This window comes from Pseudomonas brassicacearum (assembly GCF_003732265.1).
GTDB lineage: Bacteria > Pseudomonadota > Gammaproteobacteria > Pseudomonadales > Pseudomonadaceae > Aquipseudomonas > Aquipseudomonas brassicacearum_D.
Map to the genome: position 1 here is coordinate 1 of NZ_MOBK01000383.1, position 256 is coordinate 256.

Below are 256 nucleotides of genomic sequence, written 5' to 3' on the forward strand. Positions count from 1 at the left end.
TCGCCGGTCGTTGCGATCGCTTGCTGTGCTGTGACACGGCCAGTGCGGCGGTGACTTTGGCGCGCACGCGTTTGAGCCTGTTCGATCACGCTGAAGTGCGGCAAAACCGTCTTCCCGGCGACTGGCCGGAGGAAAAATTCGACCTGATCGTATTTAGCGAGATCGGCTACTACCTCGATGGTGAAGATCTGACAGACGTGATCCGTCGGGCCAGTGATTGCCTGACTGCCGACGGCCAGTTCCTCGCCTGTCACTG

General features: G+C 59.8%; 1 protein-coding gene. It reads left to right on the forward strand.

Annotation, left to right across the window (positions count from 1 at the left end; all coding sequences use genetic code 11):
* Positions 1-256: class I SAM-dependent methyltransferase (locus BK660_RS31840; RefSeq protein ID WP_221178669.1), on the forward strand; the 256-nt coding region annotated here is incomplete at both ends.